Source organism: Pseudomaricurvus alkylphenolicus (assembly GCF_011683955.1).
GTDB classification, from domain to species: Bacteria; Pseudomonadota; Gammaproteobacteria; order Pseudomonadales; family Cellvibrionaceae; genus Pseudomaricurvus; species Pseudomaricurvus alkylphenolicus.
Genome location: NZ_JAAQPI010000008.1, coordinates 290,309 through 307,463, shown reverse-complemented (window position 1 = coordinate 307,463; position 17,155 = coordinate 290,309). Strand labels below are relative to the sequence as shown.

14 protein-coding genes are annotated in these 17,155 nt (G+C 56.0%); 4 read left to right on the top strand and 10 right to left on the bottom strand.

What is annotated here, in order from left to right:
- Positions 1-94: 94 nt before the first annotated feature.
- The 5 genes from rpsA to pyrF all read right to left on the bottom strand — a co-directional run bounded on the left by rpsA (position 95) and on the right by pyrF (position 4,886).
- Positions 95-1,777, bottom strand: coding sequence for a 30S ribosomal protein S1 (gene rpsA / locus HBA55_RS20895; RefSeq protein WP_166995426.1), 1,683 nt, complete (start codon positions 1,775-1,777; stop codon positions 95-97).
- Positions 1,778-1,994: 217 nt separating this feature from the next.
- Positions 1,995-3,164, bottom strand: a complete 1,170-nt coding sequence (gene lapB, locus HBA55_RS20890; protein ID WP_166995424.1) for a lipopolysaccharide assembly protein LapB — start codon at positions 3,162-3,164, stop codon at positions 1,995-1,997.
- A gap of 2 nt (positions 3,165-3,166) precedes the next feature.
- Positions 3,167-3,484, bottom strand: a complete 318-nt coding sequence (locus HBA55_RS20885) for a lipopolysaccharide assembly protein LapA domain-containing protein (RefSeq protein WP_166995422.1) — start codon at positions 3,482-3,484, stop codon at positions 3,167-3,169.
- Positions 3,485-3,501: 17 nt separating this feature from the next.
- Positions 3,502-4,170, bottom strand: coding sequence for a (d)CMP kinase (gene cmk, locus HBA55_RS20880; protein WP_166995420.1), 669 nt, complete (start codon positions 4,168-4,170; stop codon positions 3,502-3,504).
- A 17-nt stretch (positions 4,171-4,187) separates the two neighbouring features.
- Positions 4,188-4,886, bottom strand: a complete 699-nt coding sequence (gene pyrF, locus HBA55_RS20875) for an orotidine-5'-phosphate decarboxylase (RefSeq protein ID WP_166995418.1) — start codon at positions 4,884-4,886, stop codon at positions 4,188-4,190.
- A 162-nt stretch (positions 4,887-5,048) separates the two neighbouring features.
- On the opposite strand from pyrF, the gene HBA55_RS37870 reads away from it, so the two are divergent.
- On the top strand, positions 5,049-5,399 hold the full coding sequence (locus tag HBA55_RS37870) for a ComEA family DNA-binding protein (RefSeq protein WP_166995416.1): 351 nt from the start codon (positions 5,049-5,051) through the stop codon (positions 5,397-5,399).
- Positions 5,400-5,656: 257 nt separating this feature from the next.
- Here the strand turns inward: HBA55_RS37870 and cysN are convergent, their stop codons facing one another.
- From cysN to gyrA, 5 genes are all read right to left on the bottom strand, one after another.
- Positions 5,657-7,087, bottom strand: coding sequence for a sulfate adenylyltransferase subunit CysN (cysN, locus tag HBA55_RS20865; protein ID WP_166995414.1), 1,431 nt, complete (start codon positions 7,085-7,087; stop codon positions 5,657-5,659).
- Positions 7,087-7,998 carry a sulfate adenylyltransferase subunit CysD gene (gene cysD, locus HBA55_RS20860; protein ID WP_166995412.1) on the bottom strand — a complete coding sequence of 304 codons (912 nt, stop codon included), beginning with the start codon at positions 7,996-7,998 and terminating at the stop codon, positions 7,087-7,089. The genes cysN and cysD overlap by 1 nt, the downstream gene beginning before the upstream one ends.
- A 202-nt stretch (positions 7,999-8,200) precedes the next feature.
- Positions 8,201-10,423: a bifunctional prephenate dehydrogenase/3-phosphoshikimate 1-carboxyvinyltransferase gene (locus HBA55_RS20855; protein WP_166995410.1), complete on the bottom strand. Its 2,223-nt coding sequence runs from the start codon at positions 10,421-10,423 to the stop codon at positions 8,201-8,203.
- A 21-nt stretch (positions 10,424-10,444) separates the two neighbouring features.
- Positions 10,445-11,548 (bottom strand): prephenate dehydratase, encoded by a 1,104-nt coding sequence (gene pheA, locus HBA55_RS20850; RefSeq protein WP_166995408.1) that lies wholly within the window; start codon positions 11,546-11,548, stop codon positions 10,445-10,447.
- A gap of 20 nt (positions 11,549-11,568) precedes the next feature.
- Positions 11,569-14,133 carry a DNA gyrase subunit A gene (gene gyrA, locus HBA55_RS20845; protein ID WP_166995406.1) on the bottom strand — a complete coding sequence of 855 codons (2,565 nt, stop codon included), beginning with the start codon at positions 14,131-14,133 and terminating at the stop codon, positions 11,569-11,571.
- 263 nt (positions 14,134-14,396) lie between these two features.
- On the opposite strand from gyrA, the gene HBA55_RS20840 reads away from it, so the two are divergent.
- Genes HBA55_RS20840 through HBA55_RS20830 form a run of 3 tightly spaced genes read left to right on the top strand, consistent with a single transcriptional unit; the run spans position 14,397 to position 17,151 of the window.
- Entirely contained in the window at positions 14,397-15,731 is a 1,335-nt protein-coding gene (locus HBA55_RS20840; protein WP_166995404.1) for a TRZ/ATZ family hydrolase, read from the top strand.
- Positions 15,732-15,747: 16 nt separating this feature from the next.
- A complete protein-coding gene (ubiG, locus tag HBA55_RS20835; RefSeq protein WP_166995402.1) occupies positions 15,748-16,449 on the top strand; it encodes a bifunctional 2-polyprenyl-6-hydroxyphenol methylase/3-demethylubiquinol 3-O-methyltransferase UbiG in 702 nt (233 codons plus the stop codon).
- 39 nt (positions 16,450-16,488) lie between these two features.
- Positions 16,489-17,151 carry an HAD family hydrolase gene (locus HBA55_RS20830; protein ID WP_166995400.1) on the top strand — a complete coding sequence of 221 codons (663 nt, stop codon included), beginning with the start codon at positions 16,489-16,491 and terminating at the stop codon, positions 17,149-17,151.
- Positions 17,152-17,155: the final 4 nt, after the last annotated feature.

The window sequence follows — 17,155 nt, the reverse complement described above, 5'->3', positions numbered from 1 at the left end:
CCAGTTAGGATGGGGCACAAAAAAGGCAGCCGAAGCCGCCTTTTTTGTCGCCGTCCGGGTTTAACCCCGGACTATCACCTTGGGTGACTGGGACTTACTTGTCCTGGCTCTTCATCTGTGCCTTGATCAGGTCACCGATGGTGGCAGCAGGTGCGGCCTCAGCAGACTTGGCGGAGTGCTCCTTAATGGCAGCACGCTCTTCAGCAGCGTCCTTGGACTTGATGGACAGGTTGATGTTGCGGTTCTTGCGATCAACATTCAGGATCACAGCCTCAACTTCCTGGCCTTCGCTCAGTGCGTTACGGGCATCTTCAACCTTTTCGCGGCTGATTTCAGAAGCCTTCAGTACCGCTTCAACGTCGTCAGCCAGAACTACGATAGCAGCCTTGGCGTCAACTTCTTTGATGGTACCGGTAACGATAGAGCCTTTGTCGTTGGTGGCAACGTAGTCAGAGAACGGATCGTTGTCCAGCTGCTTGATGCCCAGGGAGATACGCTCGCGCTCTGGGTCGATAGCCAGAATAACGGTTTCCAGCTCGTCGCCCTTCTTGTACTTGCGTACGGCTTCTTCGCCAGCTTCCTGCCAGGAGATGTCGGACAGGTGAACCAGACCGTCGATGCCGCCGTCCAGACCGATGAAGATACCGAAGTCGGTGATGGACTTGATCTTACCGGAAATCTTGTCACCTTTAGCGAACTGCTTGCCGAAGGCATCCCATGGGTTTTCTTGACACTGCTTGATACCCAGGGAGATACGACGACGCTCTTCGTCGATGTCCAGAACCATAACTTCCACTTCGTCGCCGACGTTGACAACTTTGGATGGGTGGATGTTCTTGTTGGTCCAGTCCATTTCAGAGACGTGTACCAGACCTTCAACACCTTCCTCGATCTCGGCAAAGCAGCCGTAGTCAGTGAGGTTGGTAACCTTGGCCTTGGTGCGGGCGCCTTCTGGGTAACGGTTGGTGATTTCTACCCAAGGATCTTCACCCAGCTGCTTCAGACCCAGAGATACGCGATTGCGCTCACGGTCGAACTTCAGGACTTTAACGTCAATCTCGTCGCCAACGTTAACAATCTCAGATGGGTGCTTGATGCGCTTCCAGGCCATGTCAGTGATGTGCAGCAGGCCGTCAACACCACCCAGGTCTACGAAGGCACCGTAGTCAGTCAGGTTCTTAACGATACCCTTGATGGACATACCTTCTTGCAGGCTGGCCAGCAGCTCTTCGCGCTCTGCAGAGTTGGCCTTTTCAAGAACAGCACGGCGGGAAACAACAACGTTGTTGCGCTTCTGGTCCAGCTTGATGACCTTGAATTCCAGCTCTTTGCCTTCCAGGTGAGCGGTTTCGCGAACGGGGCGTACGTCTACCAGAGAACCTGGCAGGAACGCGCGGATGCTGGATACGTCAACGGTGAAACCACCCTTGACCTTGCCATTGATAACACCCTTAACAATTTCGTCTGCTTCGTGAGCCGCTTCCAGTACCTTCCAAGCTTCAGCGCGCTTGGCTTTCTCACGGGACAGCTTGGTCTCACCGAAACCGTCTTCTACGGATTCCAGTGCAACCTGAACTTCGTCGCCTACTTGCAGGGTCAGTTCGCCATTTTCGTCGTGGAACTGATAAGCAGGGATAACACCTTCAGACTTCAGGCCTGCGTGAACAGTAACCCAGTCTTTATCAACGTCGATCACTACGCCGGTTACGATAGAACCGGGAACCATATCAACGGACTTTAAGCTTTCTTCAAAGAGTTCTGCGAAAGATTCGCTCATTAGGACAACCTATATAAAGGTAACAGCAGAAGTTTTGACCATTAATGACACGATTTTCGGCAATCGTGTTGGCAAACTTGCTAACCACACTGCCAGTTGTGTGGGCCGATTAATATTGATAAAACCCCCGTCCGGGCTGGCTTGCGCGGGAATTCTACCTACCGAGACCGGGCTCACCCGATTACAGTGGCGGCGGATAGTATCACAGTACAGCGGGCTATTCCACGGGTTTTACACTGCCCCAGGTTTTACAGCCCGGGCACAGCCAGTGCATCTGCTGCCCGCTAAAGCCACAGTTGTAACAGCGATAATGGGGGCGGGTTTTCTGGATATTGCGAATGGCGTTGCTGGCCATGAGCATGTTCTCGTCCGGCTCGCGCTGATCGCTGAGTTGAAACTGGAGCATTTGACCGACCGCCAGCAACGACGGGCCATCGGATACCTGATCCCCCAGGAAGCGCGCTGCCGCCTCGCTGCCCTCGTCATCGGCGATCAGCTCTGCCAATGCCATCACCACTGGTGTCGATCCCCCCTGCTCCAGTAGCTCATGCAGGTATTCCCGCAGCTGATCCTGGATGCCCAGGCTCTTGTGACATTGGCTCAGCAATGGCAGCGCTTCCGGCAGCAGTGATGGATCTTGATGGAAAACCTGTTTGAGCGTACGAATCGCTTCTTTGTCCTGCCCCAAACGATGTTCCAGCTCAGCCAGCAACAGACTCGGACGGGCGGATTGCTTATCCGCCAGAGCGGCGGCGCGCAATTGACGGCGAGCGCCAAGGTAGTCGGTTCTTCTGAGTGCATCTTCCGCCAATTCACAAAAAAAGTGGGACTGCACCATACGCCAGCGGTCCGGCAGGCGGGCGAAGCGACGACTGGAGAGCTGATTGATGGCATCAATGGCTTTTTGCCATTCTTTTTCGTCGCGATAGATTTCAATCAGATATTCGAGACACTGGGTGCGCAGCGGATGAGCACTGGTTTCCGCCAGCTCCTGCAGCAGCATTTCCGCGCGGTCAAGCAAACCGGATTTAATAAAATCCCGCGCCAGCTCTAGCTGAACCTGCTTGGAGCGCTCGCCCTCCAAGCCGGGCCTGGCCAGCAGGTTTTGATGAATCTTGATGGCGCGACTGACTTCACCCCGCTTGCGCAACAGGTTGCCCAGCGCCAGGTGGGTTTCCAGTGTTTCGCTATTGACGTCCAGGGCACCGATAAAGGTATCAATGGCTGCATCCGGTTGCTCATTCAGCAGGTAGTTGAGCCCCTGAATATAGTGGGGCTCCAGCACCGGGGCATCGGGCTCCTCCGCCCCCCCGCGCGAGCGCCAGCCCAGCGCATAGCCAATGGCTATGGCCAGTAGAACTAACAGCAGCAAACCCCAGTCGATCATGGTTACTCTTGCACAGACCCGCCGGCACTCAGAGGCGCTTTGCGCAGCCGCTCCAGCTCTTTGTCTCGTCGCTTGATTTTGCGCTTAAGGGAAAGGTTTTCGTTTTTCAGGGGCAATGTGGCGAACCAGCTCACCAGATACCCCAACCCGGCGCCCAACAACAACGCGCCGGTAATCCAAATGCCGCTGGACAGCGCTGGCATGGGCATGCCCAGCAACACAACAGAAAGCGGAGCAGAGTTCTCAACACTAAACCATACGCCCAATATAAGTCCGAGCACGACAGCCGATATCAGCAACAGCTTTTTAATAAGGCTCATCATCAATTCCTTGTCTGTTAACCCAGCCGTTCTTGAGCCAACTGCAGTACCACATCCAGCACCCGCTCTATGGGCATGGCCGTGGTATCCACTTCAACCGCATCCTCGGCTGCAACCAATGGTGAGGACGTACGCTCTCTGTCTTGCTTATCCCGACGTTCGATATCCTCAAGGATAGCCTTAAAATCGACGCTTTGACCCGCTTCTTGCAGCTGCTTGACTCGCCGGTTAGCCCTTTCCTCTGCACTGGCCGTCAAAAAGACCTTGACCGGCGCATCCGGGAAGACCGTGGTTCCCATGTCCCGACCATCCGCCACCAGACCAGGAGCCTGGCGAAAGTCCCGCTGACGCTGCAACAGTGCCGCCCGAACCGGCTCGCAGGCCGCCACGCGGGAAGCATTCATGCCCACCTGTTCTTGCCGGATAGCCCGAGTGACATCATCGCCTGCCAACAGAATATTCACCCCCAGCTCCGTGGTGCTAAATACCACATCCAGCTGAGCGGCGACCTGAGCGAGCCCATCGGAATCCTCAAAATCCACCCCCTGGCGTTCGGCGGCCAGGGCGGTCAGCCGATAGAGCGCGCCGCTGTCGAGCAGGTGGTAACCCAGTCGCTTCGCCACCAATTGGCATATAGTGCCTTTGCCAGCGCCACTGGGGCCGTCAATCGTAATCACATGTGTCATGGTTGAGAACGTAATCCTTATGCAATTGATGCTGCGATAGTGCGACAGGCGGAGACAGGGTCCAGCGCTTTGGTGATGGGACGGCCAATCACCAGATAATGGCTGCCTGCGTCAATAGCGTCCTTAGGAGTCACGATGCGACGCTGATCGTCGGCCGCCGCATCGGCGGGCCGAATACCCGGAGTGACCAGGCAGAAATCACTGCCCAGCTTCTGGCTCAACATGGACGCCTCCTGGGCAGAACACACCACGCCATCCATGCCGCTTTGCTGCGCCAGGCTGGCGAGGTGCAAGACCTGATCTTCGGGATCCCGCGCTATACCAATCTGGTTTAGATCTTCGGCCTCCATGCTGGTGAGAACGGTCACCGCGATCAGCAGGGGATTGGGCCCGGTGCGTTTTTCGAGCTCGTTGCGTGCAGCGGCCATCATCCTGCCGCCACCACTGGCGTGTACATTCACCATCCATACCCCCAGTTCTGCCGCGGCCTTTACCGCTTTGGCGGTGGTATTGGGGATATCGTGAAATTTGAGATCCAGAAAGATCTCAAAGCCCTTGGCCATCAGCGCTTCCACGACTGCCGGCCCTGCAACGGTGAACAGCTCCTTACCCACTTTGAGACGACAGAGCGTCGGATCCAGTCGGTCCGCCATGGCCAGACAGGCCGCTTGGTTGTCGAAATCCATCGCCACAAGAATTTGGGGGCAGTCAGCCATTGAGCAATCACCTCTTGTCAGTTAGTTACGCAGCTGGCGATTGTACCCTGACAACCCCGCTCCGGCGAGCGCCGATAGCGTCGCGCAATTCATACAGATTCCTGAGTTCCCGGTTGGTCAAAAAGCGCTATGGTTACCCTTCCACAAACAAGGAGGTTTATCATGAACAACACCATTACCGCCAGTGTATCTGGCAATGTCCACCCGATCGGCAGATCATCTCATACCGCCAAGGCCAGCCGCTTTCGCTCCTTTTTGAAGGTGGGAACACTACTCGCCACCTGTACATTGGCGCCGGCACTGGCCTGGAGCCAGGACGTCTCGATCAACATCAATACGGCATCCGCCGAAGAAATCGCCGATGCGCTCAAAGGGGTTGGATTAAAACGGGCACAGGCTATTGTCGCCTGGCGGGAAAAAAACGGCGATTTTACCAGCATTGACCAGCTGACCGTCATTAAGGGTATCGGCGATTCGACGCTGGCGAAAAACCAGCAAAAGATCCAGCTGTAGTATCAATGCCAGAGGCAAGCAACTGAGCTAACCGCCGACACTTAGATATCAGTTTTGGGCCGGCTCGAGGGAAACCGATTGGGGGCTTGCGCAGGGACAGCGCAGTGTATTCCAGGAAGGGGCCAAAGGACTCTCCAGAAGGATTCCTTCGAGCCGGCCCACCTTCCTGCAGCATTCATTATGACACTTATTTGCCTCCGCCAAGCAAAGGCAAAGACGAAGGCAAATACGCATGCCAAACGCTGCTGTTTCTGCAGTTACTTCTTCAACAGAGTACGCAGATCGGCGGCACCCCAGTGCGGGAAGTGTTTGCGAATCAGCGCGTTAAGCTCCAGTTCAAACTCACTGACATTGGCAGGCACGTCGGCTTCCTGCTGCAGCTGATCCAGCGGTTTATTCACCATACCAGCGCCCACGGTGATATTGCTCAAGCGATCAATAACGATAAAGGCACCGGTGCCACGGTTTTGCTGATAGGGATCAATGGCAACCTGTTGCTCCAATGCGACATTCACCAGGGCAATGTCGTTCAGATCCAGCTGGGATTTTTCAGCGTGCTCCTGAGTGTTGACATCAATCTGATGTTCAATCGCTTCGATTTCACCGGCCACTTGCTTGCTGGCAAATTTGAACAGGTACTGGCGGCCCGGCTGCATGGCTGTCTCGCTCATCCAGACCACATGCGCTTGCAGGTGATTGGATTGGGCAACGTCTGCACTGGCGTGTACGATCATATCGCCACGACTGATGTCGATTTCATCTTCCAGGGTCAGGGTGACAGCCTGGCCGGCAAACGCCTCTTCCAGATCGCCGTCATAGGTGACGATCGCTTTAACCTTGCTGGACTTACCGGAAGGCAGCGCTTTGACTTCATCACCCACCTTGACGATGCCCGAGGCGATGTTGCCACAGAAGCCGCGGTAATCGAGATTGGGGCGATTAACGTACTGTACCGGTAAACGGAAATCAGTGAGGTTTTTATCGCCGGCGATTTCCACGGTTTCAAGGATATTCATCAGTGAGCCACCCTTATACCAGGGCGTTTTCTCACTGATGTTAACCACGTTGTCACCTTCCAGCGCGGACATGGGCACAAAGTAGATATTGTCCATGCCGAGGCTCTTGGCAAATACCTGATACTCGGCTTTGATTTTCTCGTATACCGCTTCGTCGAAGTCCACCAGATCCATCTTGTTAACGGCAACAACGATATGCTTAATACCCAGCAGAGAAGCGATGTAGCTATGACGACGCGTCTGGGTCATCACACCGTGGCGGGCATCAATGAGGATCACTGCCAGATCGCAGGTGGACGCACCGGTGGCCATATTGCGGGTGTACTGCTCATGGCCCGGAGTGTCTGCAATAATAAATTTGCGCTTGGCGGTAGAGAAATAGCGGTAAGCCACGTCGATGGTGATACCCTGCTCGCGCTCTGCAGCGAGACCGTCCACCAGCAGCGCCAGGTCGATCTTTTCGCCCGTGGTACCGTGCTTGACGGTATCGGCTTCAATCGCCGCCAGCTGATCTTCGTAGATCATTTTGGAGTCGTGCAGCAAGCGGCCAATCAATGTGCTCTTGCCGTCATCCACGCTGCCGCAGGTCAGGAACCGCAGCAGCTCTTTCTGTTCGTGCTGAGCCAGATAAGCATCAATATCTTCTGCAATAAGGTCGGACTGATGTGACATTAGAAATAACCCTCTTGCTTTTTCTTCTCCATGGAACCGGAACTGTCATGATCGATAGCTCGGCCCTGACGCTCTGACGTCGTGGTCAGCAGCATCTCCTGAATAATTTCGGGCAATGTGGTGGCTTCGGATTCCACCGCGCCGGTCAAGGGGTAACACCCCAGGGTACGGAAGCGCACCATTTTCTCCTCGATCACCTCGCCGTCTTCGATGGGCATGCGATCGTCGTCCACCATAATCAACAGGCCATCTTTATTGACCACCGGACGCTTGGCGGCAAAATACAGGGGCACAATGGGGATGCCTTCCAGGTGGATATACTGCCAGATGTCCAGCTCGGTCCAGTTGGAGAGAGGGAAAACACGGATGCTTTCGCCCTTGTCCACCTTGCCGTTGTAGATATTCCACAGCTCCGGACGCTGGTTCTTCGGATCCCAGCGGTGCTTCTTGTCACGGAAGGAGTATACGCGCTCTTTTGCGCGAGACTTTTCTTCATCGCGGCGGGCACCACCGAATGCAGCGTCAAAACCGTATTTGTCGAGCGCTTGCTTCAGGGCGACGGTTTTCATGATGTCGGTATGCTTGGCGCTGCCATGGGTAAATGGACCGACGCCCATCTCGACCCCTTCCTGGTTGATGTGAACCAACAGATCCCACCCCAGATCCTTGATGCGCTGATCGCGAAATTCAATCATTTCCTTGAACTTCCAGGTGGTGTCCACGTGCATCAGTGGGAAGGGTGGCTTGCCTGGATGGAAGGCTTTCATAGCCAGATGCATCATCACGGCAGAGTCCTTACCAACGGAGTAGAGCATGACCGGATTATCAAATTCGGCCGCTACCTCGCGGATGATATGGATACTCTCCGCCTCCAGTTGCTTCAGGTGGGTCAGATTATAGTCAGTCGACATGGAAATCGTCTCTAGTGTCAAAAAATGGTCTAGGCAAAACGGCCGGCATTATAAATGCCTGAATGGCATAAATTAAGAACTGTTTATTTCTATGCTTATTCCACGGTATTCCGGCAATCAGCGCCGAATGGCACTGTAGCAGCGGGCTCTGACCGCGACAATGGTCAGAGTCGCCCTCAAGCGGGCTGCTACGGTGTCTTTCTTAAGCGTCGGCTACCGACAGCTGAATGCCAGCTTTTTGAGCCAGTTCCACAAATGTGGGAAAGGAGGTCATTACATTGGCACAGTTCTTAACCACGATATCGCCACCGGCGCGCAGGCCGGCAATGGTAAAGGACATGGCGATGCGGTGGTCACCATGACTTTCGACGGTGCCTGAGCCAATAGGACCTCCCTCAATGATAATTCCGTCAGGTGTAGCCTGGGCCTTAACCCCCAGCTCCACCAGGCCATCCGCCATGGATTGAATGCGGTCACTTTCCTTGACCCGCAGCTCTTCGGCACCCGTCAACACGGTCGTGCCTTCGGCACAGGCTGCCGCCACAAACAGGGCCGGGAATTCATCGATGGCCAGGGGCACCTGGTCTTGCGGGATGTTAATGCCTTTAAGGGGGGCATATTTGACGCGGATGTCAGCCACAGGCTCACCACCGACTTCACGCTGATTTTCCAGGGTGATGTCCGCCCCCATCAAGCGCAGGATATTGATAACACCATCGCGGGTAGGATTAATGCCGACGTGGGTCAGAGTGACATCTGAACCCGGGGCAATGGCCGCGGCTACCATAAAGAAGGTCGCCGATGAGATGTCAGCAGGCACCTCAATCTGGGTTGCACTGAGTGCACCGCCGGCCGCCAACGTCGCCTTGGCGCCTTCGCGTTTCACATCGTAGCCAAAGCCATTGAGCATTCGCTCAGTATGGTCACGGGTGGGAGCGGGTTCCGTCACTTCAGTCGTGCCGTCGGCATACAGGCCTGCCAGCAGCACACAGGATTTCACCTGAGCGCTGGCCATGGGCATGTCGTAATTGATCGACTTAAGCTTGGCGCCACCCTTGATTTTCACCGGCGGACGACCCTCGTCACCGGTTTCTATCTCAGCCCCCATCTGGCGCAGTGGGTTGGCCACCCGATTCATCGGGCGTTTGCTGAGAGACTCGTCCCCGGTCAGTTCACTGTCGAACGCCTGCCCGGCCAACAGACCCGCCAGCAGGCGCATCGAGGTACCGGAGTTGCCCACGTAGAGCGGTCCTGGGGGCGCCTGCAAACCATGCAGGCCTACGCCATGAATGCGAACTTTGCCCTGGTCAGGCCCTTCGATCACCACGCCCATATCGCGAAACGCCTGCAGGGTTGCCAGGGCGTCCTCACCCTCCAGAAACCCTTCTACCTCAGTCACGCCCTCAGCCAGCGAGCCCAGCATAATGGAGCGGTGGGAAATGGATTTGTCTCCGGGAACACGCAGTTCGCCGCAGACGTTGCCACCGGGTTTAACGGTATAAGTGATTTCTTGCTGTTGCATGGATTGACTGTAAGCCTGTTTGGTTAGCATTCGAGTAAAGTGGTCACGAGCTGCCTTGGCACGGGTAAACACCCCCATCATCAACTCGCTGTCTTCGCTGGCGATAGCCTCGCGCAGCCGGGACAAGTTGTCCGTAAATAAGTCCAGGGCACCCAATACGGCGTCCCGGTTGGCCTTCATAATGTCGTGCCACATCACCGGATCTGAGGAGGCGATCCGGGTAAAATCCCGAAAGCCTCCAGCAGCGTAGCGGAAGATGTTTTCATTTTCGGCATCATTGGCCAGTGTATCCACTAAAGAATAGGCGATCACGTGAGGAAGGTGGCTGGTGGCCGCCAGCACATCGTCATGTTCGGTCACCGGCATAGTGAGAACTTCAGCCCCGACCGCCTGCCACATGGCCGTAACACGGCAAATGTGTTCCTGACCGCTATCCGGCGTCGGTGTAATGATGACGCGGTGATCTTCATAGAGGTGCGGATCGCTGGCCTCAACACCGCTCTTTTCAGATCCGGCGATCGGATGGCCGGCGACAAATTGAGGCGGCAGGCAACCGTATACACTCTGTACCGCTGCCAATACCGAGCCTTTGACACTGGCACCATCGGTGATGGTCACCGTGGCCGGGACACAGTGCGCAACCTGGGCCAGAATGGCGGCCACGGTCAAGGTGGGCACGGCGATAAAGATAACATCGCCTTCGCCCAGCTCTCCAGCCACCTGGTCGATGCCCAGCACTGCTCGGTCACAGACTCCGAGACGCACGGCATCGTCACAGGTTTCCTGGCGGCGGGCCACCCCGATCACCTCACGGCAGCCACCCACCTGCTTAAGCGCGGCGGCCAGACTGCCGCCAATCAGGCCAATGCCAATAACGACTAATTTGTTAACACAGGGTTCCATGAGCGACCCACAGTATCCGATTTAAAGCACGCCCTTCGGGTATGAACCGAGAATACGCAGATCCGCCGCCCGCTCGCCAATTTCCTTAAGCGCCAGCTTCACGGATTCGTTCTCAAGATGACCATTAAAATCGATAAAGAACACATAGTTCCAGTTACCGCTGCGTGACGGACGGGTTTCTACCCGCGTCAGGTCAATCTTATGGCGATGGAATGGCTCCAGCAGATCATGCAGAGCGCCCGGCTCATTGCGCATGGCGATCACCACCGAGGACTTGTCGTCGCCACTCGGCGGAATCCCCTCGGTACCGATGATCAGGAAACGGGTGGAATTGTCCGGCTGATCTTCAATCTTTTCCGCCAGTTTGATGAGGCCGTATTTGTCAGCGGCCATTTCACCGGCAATGGCCGCTGCATTCCACTCGCCCTTTACCCGTTTGGCCGCTTCGGCATTGCTGTTAACCGCGACGCGGTCAGCATGGGGGTAATGGGCATCGAGCCACTTGCGGCACTGCGCCAGGGATTGGGAGTGGGAGTAGATGCGCGTAATGCTGTCGGTTTTGGTGACCTCAGAGACCATCAAATTCTGGTGGATACGCAGAACCACCTCGCCACAGATCTTGAGGTTGGAATCCATAAAACTGTCGAGAGTGTGATTAACCACACCTTCGGTAGAGTTCTCTACGGGAACAACGCCATATTGTGAGGCGCCGGCTTCGACATCACGAAACACTTCATCAATGGCGGACATCGGCGTAGTTACCGCGGCATGACCAAAATGCTTCAGCGCCGCCTGTTCGGTAAACGTGCCTTCGGGGCCCAGAAACGCAACCTTGATGGGTTGCTCAAGCGCCAGGCACGCAGACATGATTTCACGAAACAGCCGCGCCATTTCCTCGTCACCCAGCGGCCCCTGATTACGCTCCATGGCCTTGCGCAACACCTGGGCTTCGCGTTCGGGGCGGTAGTAAACTATCTCACCACCGTTGCTGTGTGCCTTTTTTACCGTTGCCACGTCCTGGGCGCATTTGGCCCGCTCGCTGATCAACTCACCGATTTTCAGATCGATATCGTCGATACGATCACGCAATTTGGCCAATTGCTGCTGTTCAGTCTCTTGTGCCATGTCTCAATACCGCTTCGAACTTATTCGCCTTCAGACTCTTCGGCGTCTTCACCGTTGCTGCTCTCTTGAATCCGCTCAACGCCTACCAGGTGCTCATCGGATTTCACCTTGATCAGCCTGACACCCTGAGTGTTGCGGCTCAACACCGACACCTCATCGACGCGTGTACGTACCAGTGTACCCTGGTCAGAAATCAGCATGATCTCGTCACCGGCAAACACCTGCACCGCCCCAACCACGGCGCCATTGCGCTCGGTGGTCTGCATGCCAATTACACCCTGGCTGCCACGCCCCTTGGTGGGGAATTCTTCTACACTGGTGCGTTTGCCAAAGCCGTTTTCACTGATGGTCAAAATACTGCCATCGGGCTGCGGGATCACCATGGAGATTACGCTGTGGTCATCCTGCAGGCGAATACCCCTGACACCGCGAGAGGTACGGCCCATGGCACGAACATCGCTTTCTTTGAAGCGCGCTGCCTTGCCGCTGGAGGAAAACAGCACCACGTCACAGTTACCGTCGGTAATCGCCGTACTCACCAGGCGATCGCCCTCTTCCAGATCAATGGCAATCAGGCCGACGCTGCGTGGACGGGAGAACTGGGTGAGCGTGGTTTTCTTCACGGTACCCTTGGCGGTTGCCATAAAGATATAGTGGTCGTCGTCGTATTCCTTAACCGGCAGGATAGAAGTAATGCGTTCACCTTCTTCCAGTGGCAGCAGATTCACCATGGGTCGACCACGGGACTGACGGCCGGCCACCGGAATCTGATACACCTTGAGCCAATACACCTTACCGGCATTGGTAAAGCACAGAATGGTGTCATGGGTGCTGGCTATCAGCAGGTGCTCAACGAAGTCCTCATCCTTAACCGACGTCGCCGCCTTGCCCATACCACCACGGCGTTGAGCCTGGTAGGCATCCAGGGGCTGGGTCTTGGCGTAACCACCGTGAGAAATGGTTACCACGCGGTCTTCTTCGGTAATCAGATCTTCTATGGTGAGGTCTTGCTGGGAGCTTTGAATATCGGTGCGACGCTCGTCGCCGTAATTGTTGGAAACTTCTTCCAACTCCTCACGGATCACTTCCATCAAACGCTGGGAATTGCCCAGAATCTCCAGGAATTCTGCGATCTGTTCCAGCTTCTCTTTATATTCCGCGAGCAGCTTGTTGTGCTCCATGCCGGTCAGGCGATGCAGGCGCAGCTCCAGGATAGCCTGAGCCTGGGCGGGAGACAGATAGTAGTTGCCTTCACGCAGCCCGAACTGAGGCTCCAGGTCTTCAGGGCGGCAGGCGTCGGCACCGGCGCGCTCCAGAAATTCGGACACGTCGCCAACCGGCCAGCCCTTGGAGATCAACGCCTCTTTGGCGTCGGCAGGTGTGGCAGAGCTCTTGATCAGCTCAATAACCGGATCGATATTGGCAATGGCAACCGCAAGGCCTTCCAGAATATGGCCGCGCTCACGCGCCTTGCGCAGCAGGTACACGGTACGGCGGGTCACCACCTCCCGGCGGTGGCGGACAAAGTGCTCCAGCAGGTCCTTAAGGTTCAGCAGCTTGGGCTGGCCGTCCACCAGAGCCACAATGTTGATGCCAAACACGCTCTGCAGCTGAGTCTGGGCATAGAGGTTATTCAATACTACATCGCCCATTTCACCGCGTTTGAGCTCAATCACCACGCGCAGACCGTCTTTGTCGGATTCGTCCCGCAGCTCGGAGATGCCCTCGATCTTCTTCTCTTTTACCAATTCGGCGATCTTTTCGATCAGACGCGCCTTGTTCAGCTGATAGGGAATCTCATTGATGATGATGGTTTCTTTGTTGGACTTGTCATCACGTTCGATTTCCGCCTTGGCACGTACATAGATACGGCCGCGGCCGGTGCGATAGGCCTGCACAATGCCGGCACGGCCATTGATAATGCCGCCGGTGGGAAAATCCGGGCCGGGAATAATCTCCATCAGCTCATCGATGCCAATGTCATTATTGTCGATGTACGCCAGACAACCCTTCACCACCTCACGCAAATTGTGGGGTGGGATATTGGTGGCCATACCCACCGCAATACCGGAGGAGCCATTCACCAGCAGGTTGGGGACTCGTGTGGGCAGAACGCTAGGCATCATTTCTGTGCCGTCATAATTGGGCACGAAATCAACCGTTTCTTTTTCGAGATCCGCCAATAGATCATGGGAGATCTTCTGCATGCGGATCTCGGTGTATCGCATGGCGGCCGCGCCATCGCCGTCGATGGAGCCAAAGTTGCCCTGGCCATCCACCAGCATATAGCGCAGCGAGAAAGGCTGAGCCATACGGACGATGGTGTCGTAGACTGCGGAGTCACCGTGAGGGTGATATTTACCGATCACGTCACCGACCACACGGGCCGACTTTTTATAGGCTTTGTTCCAGTCGTTATTGAGTTCGCTCATGGCGAACAGCACGCGACGGTGCACCGGCTTGAGGCCATCGCGAACATCGGGCAGGGCTCGCCCGACGATAACGCTCATGGCGTAATCCAGGTAGGATTGTTTCAGCTCGTCTTCAATATTTACGGGTAGGAGTTCTTTTGCTAGTTCACCCATATAAAAGGCATTCCTTATTATGTCCGCCGGCGGTTTTCGATTTGACCAAAGCGCGCAATACTACCATAAATTCAACAGCATAGGGACCTATACGGTGCTTTAAAAAGCGCCCGCTGCGGGGCCTGATGGGCGCCTGAAAGCGGTGCCCTCCTCCACGGGAACGGGTTATACTGGCGCGCCTTGGCAACGGACACGCGCCACCCGTTCATTATTTACTCAAGGCAGACCAATAAACGTTCAGACTGCCGACAAAAGGAACGCCCATGGCAGATACTGACAACTCCCAACTGGTTGACCTGCTGATCCACGCCCGCTGGATGATTCCCGTGGTCCCCGACGGGCAGGTGCTGGAGAACTGCAGCCTGGTGGTTCATCAGGGCCGCATCCAGGCAATTGTGCCCTGGGACGACGCTCACCGCCTGTATCGGGCCGAAGAATCTTACGAGCTGAATGAGCATATCCTCATTCCCGGCCTGGTGAACGCCCACAATCACGCCGCCATGGCACTGATGCGCGGTTACGCCGACGACTACCCGCTGCAGACATGGCTGCAGGAGCACATCTGGCCTGCGGAGGGCGAATGGGTCTCCCCGGAATTCGTGCGTGAGGGCACACGCTTATCCATGGCCGAAATGATTCGCAGCGGTACCACCTGCTTTTCGGATATGTACTTTTTCCCGGACGAAGTGGCGAGGGAGGCGGTGGAGGCCGGCATGCGCTGCCAGATCACCTTCCCGGTGTTTGACTTTCCCAGCGCCTGGGGGCGAGATGCCGATGACTATATTCACAAGGGCCTGGCCCTGCATGACGACTACCGATCCCACCCGCTGGTGGAGGTGGTGTTCGGCCCTCACGCACCCTATACCGTCTCGGACGAACCTCTGAAGCAGATCGCCACCGTCGCCGCCCAATTGGAGTCACCGGTACAAATTCACCTGCATGAAACCGCCAGGGAAGTGGAAGACGCTGTCGCTGCCAACGGCGGCGAACGCCCTATCCAGCGGCTCCATCGCCTGGGGCTGTTGGGCCCTCAGACGCAATGCGTGCATATGACACAATTGACTGACCAGGATATCGAGTTGGTGGCCCAGACCGGTGCTCACGTGGTGCACTGCCCGGAATCCAATCTGAAACTGGCCAGTGGCTTCTGCCCGGTGCAAAAGCTCTTGGATGCCGGTGTTAATGTTGCCCTGGGTACGGATGGCGCCGCCAGCAATAATGATCAGGACCTGCTTGGAGAGATGCGCACAGCAGCGCTGCTGGCCAAAGGCGTGAGTGGTGACGCCGGTGCCGTGGATGCTCACACCGCCCTGCGCATGGCCACACTCAATGGCGCGCGGGCGCTGGGCCTGGAAGCGGAGATCGGCAGCCTGGAAGTGGGCAAGGCCGCGGACATTACTGCCATCGCCGTCGACAACCTGGAAAGTCTGCCGCTGTATAATCCCGTCTCGCTGCTGACGTACGGCAATGTGTCTCGACAAGTCAGCGACGTCTGGGTTAACGGCCATCTATTGCTGCGTGGCGGGCAACTGCAAACCCTGGATGAAGCAGAGATACGCTCAAACGCCCAAAGCTGGCAAGCGAAGTTAAAGAAATGATTCGGATCAAAACAGTATGAGTAATGTCGATCAGGCGGAAATCGCCAAATTTGAAGCCCTGGCCAATCGCTGGTGGGACAAACACGGTGAATTCAAACCCTTGCACGATATCAATCCCCTGCGCAGCAATTATATTGATCAGCGCTCCCCGGTGGCGGGCAAGCGCGTTTTGGATGTGGGCTGCGGCGGCGGTATTCTCGCCGAAAGTCTGGCCCAACGCGGCGCTGACGTTAATGGCATCGACATGGGCGAAGCGCCATTGCAAGTCGCCAAGCTTCATAGCCTGGAAAGTGGTGTCGAGGTCAATTACCGGCGCATCACCGCGGAGGAGTTGGCGGACCAGGAGGCCGGGCAATATGACATTGTCACTTGTCTGGAAATGCTCGAACACGTGCCTGACCCGGCCTCGGTGATCCGTGCCTGCGCGCGACTGTGCAAACCCGGCGGGGATCTGTATTTCTCCACCATTAATCGCAACCCCAAGGCCTATGCGTTTGCGATTGTAGGCGCGGAGTATCTGCTCAAGTTTTTGCCCCGCGGCACCCACGAATACAGCAAGTTTATCAAGCCCTCCGAGTTGGCAGCCTGGATTCGCCAGGCTGACCTGAATCTCGTGGATATGACTGGGCTGGTCTACAACCCGTTGACCAAGGTGTACCGCCTCAAGCACGACGATGTTGATGTGAATTACATGGCTCACGTCACCAAAGAAGCTTGATGGCAGCCGTTAGGAAATAGCAGTAACAAGCAGACGTCTATGAAAAACAACGTAAAAGCCGTGGTGTTTGATCTCGACGGCACCCTGCTGGACACGGCACCTGACTTTGAAGTGGTGCTCAATCGGTTGCGGGCGGAACAATCCCTGCCGCCCCTCGACAGCCTGGCAATCCGAAACACCGTATCCAATGGCGCCCGCGCACTGGTGACTTTGGCCTTTGGGCTCGATGAAGGCGATGAGGGTTTTGAAGCCCTTCGGCAGCGCTTGCTGGATTTGTATTTGGATCATCTCGCCGTCGCCAGCGCTCCTTTTCCTGGCATTGATTCACTGCTGACTTTTTTGCGGGACAACAACCTCAGTTGGGGCATTGCCACCAATAAGCCGGAGCTCTATACAACGCCTCTGGTTAACGCACTGGGGCTGAGCCCGGATTGCGTCATCTGTCCGGACCACGTCCAAAACCGCAAGCCCGATCCCGAATCCATGCACCTGGCTGCGCGTCTGCTCGATTGCCATGTTGAAGACATTATTTACGTGGGCGATCATCAACGGGATATCGACTGCGGCCGTAACGCCGGTTGCGTTACCATCGCCACACGCTACGGTTATATTAACGACGTCGCCGAGGTGGCAAGTTGGCAAGCCACCCATATTGTGGATCACGCCAGCGACATTATTCCCTTGGTCAAGCAGTACCTGTAGAGAC

Coding starts and splice junctions, on each gene's coding strand:
- cmk (WP_166995420.1), bottom strand. CDS start 4,170: ATGACACATGTGATTACGATTGACGGCCCCAGTGGCGCTGGCAAAGGC.
- HBA55_RS20885 (WP_166995422.1), bottom strand. CDS start 3,484: ATGAGCCTTATTAAAAAGCTGTTGCTGATATCGGCTGTCGTGCTCGGA.
- rpsA (WP_166995426.1), bottom strand. CDS start 1,777: ATGAGCGAATCTTTCGCAGAACTCTTTGAAGAAAGCTTAAAGTCCGTT.
- HBA55_RS37870 (WP_166995416.1), top strand. CDS start 5,049: ATGAACAACACCATTACCGCCAGTGTATCTGGCAATGTCCACCCGATC.
- cysD (WP_166995412.1), bottom strand. CDS start 7,998: ATGTCGACTGACTATAATCTGACCCACCTGAAGCAACTGGAGGCGGAG.
- HBA55_RS20830 (WP_166995400.1), top strand. CDS start 16,489: ATGAAAAACAACGTAAAAGCCGTGGTGTTTGATCTCGACGGCACCCTG.
- gyrA (WP_166995406.1), bottom strand. CDS start 14,133: ATGGGTGAACTAGCAAAAGAACTCCTACCCGTAAATATTGAAGACGAG.
- HBA55_RS20855 (WP_166995410.1), bottom strand. CDS start 10,423: ATGGAACCCTGTGTTAACAAATTAGTCGTTATTGGCATTGGCCTGATT.
- ubiG (WP_166995402.1), top strand. CDS start 15,748: ATGAGTAATGTCGATCAGGCGGAAATCGCCAAATTTGAAGCCCTGGCC.
- pyrF (WP_166995418.1), bottom strand. CDS start 4,886: ATGGCTGACTGCCCCCAAATTCTTGTGGCGATGGATTTCGACAACCAA.
- cysN (WP_166995414.1), bottom strand. CDS start 7,087: ATGTCACATCAGTCCGACCTTATTGCAGAAGATATTGATGCTTATCTG.
- lapB (WP_166995424.1), bottom strand. CDS start 3,164: ATGATCGACTGGGGTTTGCTGCTGTTAGTTCTACTGGCCATAGCCATT.
- HBA55_RS20840 (WP_166995404.1), top strand. CDS start 14,397: ATGGCAGATACTGACAACTCCCAACTGGTTGACCTGCTGATCCACGCC.
- pheA (WP_166995408.1), bottom strand. CDS start 11,548: ATGGCACAAGAGACTGAACAGCAGCAATTGGCCAAATTGCGTGATCGT.